Annotated in this window: 4 protein-coding genes; all 4 read left to right on the top strand. The window is 64.7% G+C overall.

Translation table 11 applies throughout. The features are described 5' to 3' along the window. Positions 1–1,632, top strand: a 1,632-nt coding sequence (gene glyS, locus E4O92_RS10010; RefSeq protein ID WP_135189625.1) for a glycine--tRNA ligase subunit beta, incomplete at its 5' end; no start/stop codon positions are given. 15 nt (positions 1,633–1,647) lie between these two features. Continuing rightward, complete coding sequence (gmhB, locus tag E4O92_RS10015) at positions 1,648–2,211, top strand: D-glycero-beta-D-manno-heptose 1,7-bisphosphate 7-phosphatase (RefSeq protein ID WP_135189626.1); 564 nt, start codon at positions 1,648–1,650, stop codon at positions 2,209–2,211. 123 nt (positions 2,212–2,334) lie between these two features. Further along, complete coding sequence (locus E4O92_RS10020) at positions 2,335–3,075, top strand: lysophospholipid acyltransferase family protein (RefSeq protein WP_135189627.1); 741 nt, start codon at positions 2,335–2,337, stop codon at positions 3,073–3,075. A gap of 44 nt (positions 3,076–3,119) precedes the next feature. After that, positions 3,120–4,022 (top strand): M48 family metallopeptidase, encoded by a 903-nt coding sequence (locus tag E4O92_RS10025; protein WP_135189628.1) that lies wholly within the window; start codon positions 3,120–3,122, stop codon positions 4,020–4,022. Positions 4,023–4,169 lie beyond the last annotated feature (147 nt).

Consider the following 4,169-nt stretch of genomic DNA (forward strand, 5'->3'; position numbering starts at 1 on the left):
CGCCCGGACGGCGAGACCGTCCAGTTCGTGCGTCCGGTGCACTCGCTGCTTGCGCTGTTTGGCGAACAGGTGCTGCCGTTGTCGCTGCTCGGCCTGGCAAGCGGCCGCCAAACCCTGGGCCACCGCTTCCTGTCCAGCGGCGAGCCGATCACGATCAACCACGCCGGCGACTACGCCGACGCGCTGCGCGAACAGGGCAAGGTCATCCCCGCAATTAGCGCGCGCAAGGAATCGATCCGCGAGCAGTTGCTGGCCAAGGCCGGCGCCGACCAGGTGCTGATGCCCGAATCGCTGCTCGACGAAGTCACCGCCCTGGTCGAATGGCCGGTGGTGTACGAGTGCCATTTCGAGGACGCGTTCCTGGCGGTGCCGCAGGAATGCCTGATCCTGACCATGCAGACCAACCAGAAGTACTTCGCGCTGACCGACGCCAACGGCCGCCTGCGCTCGCGCTTCCTGATCGTCTCCAACCTTGAGACCGACGACCCGCGCCACATCGTCGACGGTAACGAGCGGGTCGTGCGCCCGCGCCTGGCCGACGCCAAGTTCTTCTTTGAGCAGGACAAGAAGAAGTCGCTCGAATCGCGCCTGCCACTGCTGGCCAACGTGGTCTACCACAACAAGCTGGGCACGCAGGCGGAGCGCTCCTCGCGCGTGACGCGCCTGACCGGCGCCATCGCGCGCCGCCTGGGCTACGACGTGCTGCTGGCCGAACGCGGCGCCGAACTGGCCAAGGCCGACCTCCTGACCGACATGGTCGGCGAGTTCCCCGAGCTGCAGGGCATCATGGGCACCTACTACGCACGCCACGACGGCGAGCCGGAAGAGGTGGCGCTGGCCGCGTCCGAGCACTACCAGCCGCGCTTCGCGGGCGACGCCCTGCCCTCCACCAACACCGGCACCGCGGTCGCGCTGGCCGACAAGCTCGAGACCCTGGTCGGCATCTGGTCGATCGGTCTTGCGCCGACCGGTGAAAAAGACCCGTTCGCGCTGCGCCGCCACGCGCTGGGCGTGATGCGCATGCTGGTCGAAAAGCGCCTGCCGATGGGTATCTCCGACCTGCTGGCCGATGCTTGCGCCGTGTTCGAATACCAGAGCGGCTTCAAGGACCCGCGCACGGAAGTGGCAGCCTTCATGCTCGACCGCCTGCGCGGCATGCTGCGCGATCGCGGCTTTACGCCGAACGAGGTGGAAGCGGTACTGGCCCAGAACCCGGACCGCGTGGACGACGTGGTGCAGCGCCTTCAAGCCGTGCAGGCATTTGCCGCGCTGCCGGAATCGGCATCGCTGGCGGCAGCCAACAAGCGCATCACCAACATCCTGAAGAAGAACGAGGAAGCACTGGCGCAGGCCGGTTCCGTCGACAGCGACTTGCTGGTCGAACGAGCCGAGAAAAACCTGGCTGTGAAGATGAAGGGGCTCGTGTCCGGCGTGGACGAGGCTTTTGCCAAAGCCGACTTCACCGGTGCTTTGAGAATGCTGGCCCTGATGAAGGACGAAGTGGACGCCTTCTTCAACGACGTGATGGTGATGGCCGACGACCTGGCGCTGCGCAACAACCGCCTGGCGCTGCTGTCTTCGCTGCACGGCATGATGAACCGCGTGGCCGACATCTCCAAGCTGGCGGCGTAAGGAGCCTGTGACTTCATGAAGCTGATCATCCTCGACCGCGATGGGGTCATCAACCACGACTCGCCGGACTTCATCAAGTCCCCCGGCGAGTGGATTCCGATCCCAGGTTCGCTCGAGGCGATCGCGCGCCTGAACCAGGCCGGCTACCGGGTGGTCGTCGCGTCGAACCAGTCGGGCATCGCGCGCGAACTGTTCGACATGACGACCCTGAACGCGATCCACCAGAAGATGCACACTTGCGCCCAGCAGGTCGGGGCGGACATCGACGCGATCTTTTTCTGCCCGCATGCCGCCATCGACAACTGCGACTGCAGAAAGCCCAAGGCCGGCATGTTCGAGGAGATCAGCAAACGCTTCAAGGTGAGCCTGAAGGGCGTGCCGACGGTCGGCGACTCGCTGCGCGACCTGCAGGCCGGCTTCATCAGCGGCTGCGTTCCCTACCTGGTTTTGACCGGCAAGGGCGAAAAGACGCGCCAGACCGGCGGCCTGCCACCCGGCACCCAGGTCTTCCCGGACCTGGCCGCGACGGTCACCGCCCTGCTCAAGGCCCCGGCCAGCGCCGCCGCGGCCACGAATTAAAACAACAGCTATGTCGCCGTCAGGTGTTGGCCCTGTACGTCATTCCCGTCTGCCCGGGAACGGCGTCTTCAACGCCAAGGCATACTTAGCGGATTAAAAACGTTATCTCCCGGAGACCATTCTTTGCGAAACATCGGTTTGTTCCTGCGCTCCCTGCTGTTCACGCTCGTGATGGTGGTTGCCACCGTATTTTGGGCATGTATCTGCTTCCTCGCCGCCCCCCTCCCCTACAACAAGCGCTTCTGGGTCACATCCCGCTGGAACGTCTTCGCCATCTGGGCCGCCCGTGTGATCTGCGGTATCCGCTACCAGGTCAAGGGAATGGAAAACCTGCCCGACGCACCGGCGATCCTTCTGGCCAAGCACCAGTCGGCGTGGGAAACCATCTTCCTGGTGCCGAACATGACCCGGCCGCTGGTCTTCGTCTTCAAGAAGGAAATCCTCTACATCCCGTTCTTCGGTTGGGCGATGGCGCTCCTGCGCATGATCCCGATCGACCGCAAGCAAGGCAAGAACGCGTTCGCCCAGGTGGTCAAGCAAGGCAGGCGGCGCCTGGCGGGCGGCCAGTGGATTGTCATGTTCCCCGAAGGGACGCGCATCCCGGTGGGGCAAAAAGGCAAATACAAAAGCGGAGGAACGCGCCTGGCTGTGGAAACACAGACTGTCGTCGTGCCGATCGCGCATAATTCCGGAGAGTGCTGGCCAAAGAACTCCTTCATCAAGCGGCCCGGCCTCGTGACGGTATCGATTGGCAAACCGATATCGCCAGAAAACCACACTCCGGACAGCCTGATGCAAGAGGTCGAAAATTGGATAGAATCAGAAATGCGCGTCATTTCGCCCCATGTCTACAAAGATGGCTAAGCGAAGTCGGCGCCCTGATCCGAGACTCCTCTCCTCAGCGCACCATGACCTCCTCCAAGATCGACGGGCACCAGCTGGAACTATTCGCACAAGACTTCTTCGCGGCGCTCAAGCCCTCCGACAAACCATCCCCTCCCCCGCAACCCCTGTTCAAGGCGCCCCCGGCGGCGCCGCGGGTCGCATTACCGGCGCCGCCGGTCGGACCTGGCGATCCTCCGCTGCGCCGCATCCTGCTTGGCTCACATGCCGTCGATTACGCGCTGCGCCGCTCGTCGCGCCGCTCGATCGGCTTCATGATCGACGACGAAGGCCTGCGCGTGACGGCGCCACGACGCGTCACCCTGGCGGAAGTGGACAACGCGATCCGCGCCAAGCAGCGCTGGATCCTGACCAAGCTGCACGAGCGCGGCGAACGCCGCATGCTGCGCGCCCAAAAGCCGCCGCTCGAATGGGTCGATGGCGCGCAACTGCCCTACATGGGTGGTGAAATCACTCTGCGCCTGGCCACGGCTGCGCGCAGCCATTGCGTGTTCGATGCCGGCTCGCGCGAGCTGTCGGTCGGCGTAGCGCCGGGGTTGTCGGAGTGGCAGCTCAAGGAGCGGGTCAAGCTGTGGTACCAGGAAGAAGCCAGGCGCTTGTTCGCCGCGCGGCTCGATCACTACGCACCGCGCCTTGGCGTCTGCTACAGCGCGTTCGCGCTGTCGTCGGCCGGGTCACGCTGGGGATCGTGCACGGTATCCGGGAACATCCGCCTGAACTGGCGCCTGATTTTCTATCCGCTGTCGCTGATCGACTACGTGGTGGCGCACGAACTGGCGCACCTGCGCGAGATGAACCACAGCCCGCGGTTCTGGGCCGCGGTGTCGGAGGTGTACCCGGATTACGACGGTGCGCGACTGGCGCTGCGCAAGCGCTCGCACGAAATGCCGGTGTTGTTTTCGGATTGACCGAAGACCGTACCGCGTGCGCGTCTTCGTAGGGTGCGCACCTGTGCGCACGCGGTCACGGCATGCTGACTTGCGGCGGCCACTTCTCCACGCTACGTTCGCGAACCGCGTGCGCACAGGTCCTCGGCGGCCCCGCGCCCCCTACGC

It is taken from the genome of Massilia horti (assembly GCF_004614195.1).
Taxonomy (GTDB): domain Bacteria; phylum Pseudomonadota; class Gammaproteobacteria; order Burkholderiales; family Burkholderiaceae_D; genus Telluria; species Telluria horti.

Coding starts and splice junctions, on each gene's coding strand:
- gmhB (WP_135189626.1), top strand. CDS start 1,648: ATGAAGCTGATCATCCTCGACCGCGATGGGGTCATCAACCACGACTCG.
- E4O92_RS10025 (WP_135189628.1), top strand. CDS start 3,120: ATGACCTCCTCCAAGATCGACGGGCACCAGCTGGAACTATTCGCACAA.